The following is a 432-nucleotide window of genomic DNA, read 5'->3' as shown; positions in this document are numbered from 1 at the left end:
TATTGCTGAAACGGGCAAAGCTTGGCGATGTATCTGTGGCGACGCAGATGTCACCCTTGCCCAACTTGGTCGGCAGTTGCCGGTTGGAGCAGGTCAGTGTCACCGACACGGCTTCTGTCATGTCCAGGCACTGGGTTTCATCGCTGCGCACAAATGAGAGGCAATGATCCAGGCCGTCGTTGCGCATGCTGTCGCGCACCCGCATCCGGTAATAAAGCGCGGTGCGATTACGGGCGCGCTCCACTTCATGTTGGAAGCTCTCAAACGGCGAATAGATCCGCTGTTGGCCGCGCATTCTGCCCTCATTGGAATCCAGCCAACCCTGCACCTTGTCGACACTGAAGATTTCAAAGTGAGATGGATGGCGACTGGAGGGCACAATCGGGTATTCGACCCGCTTGCCGTTGAGATCGATAGGATCGGCGTCGTGCT

At 56.9% G+C, this 432-nt stretch carries 1 protein-coding gene; it reads right to left on the bottom strand.

What is annotated here, in order from left to right:
- A partial coding sequence (locus tag K5Q73_RS21475; RefSeq protein WP_220766211.1) for a type VI secretion system baseplate subunit TssF occupies positions 1-432 on the bottom strand: 432 nt, incomplete at both ends.

The organism is Shewanella sp. MBTL60-112-B2 (assembly GCF_019655055.1).
Lineage (GTDB): Bacteria > Pseudomonadota > Gammaproteobacteria > Enterobacterales > Shewanellaceae > Shewanella.
The sequence above is the reverse complement of the archived record's forward strand: the minus strand, read 5'-3'. Positions and strand labels throughout refer to the sequence as shown.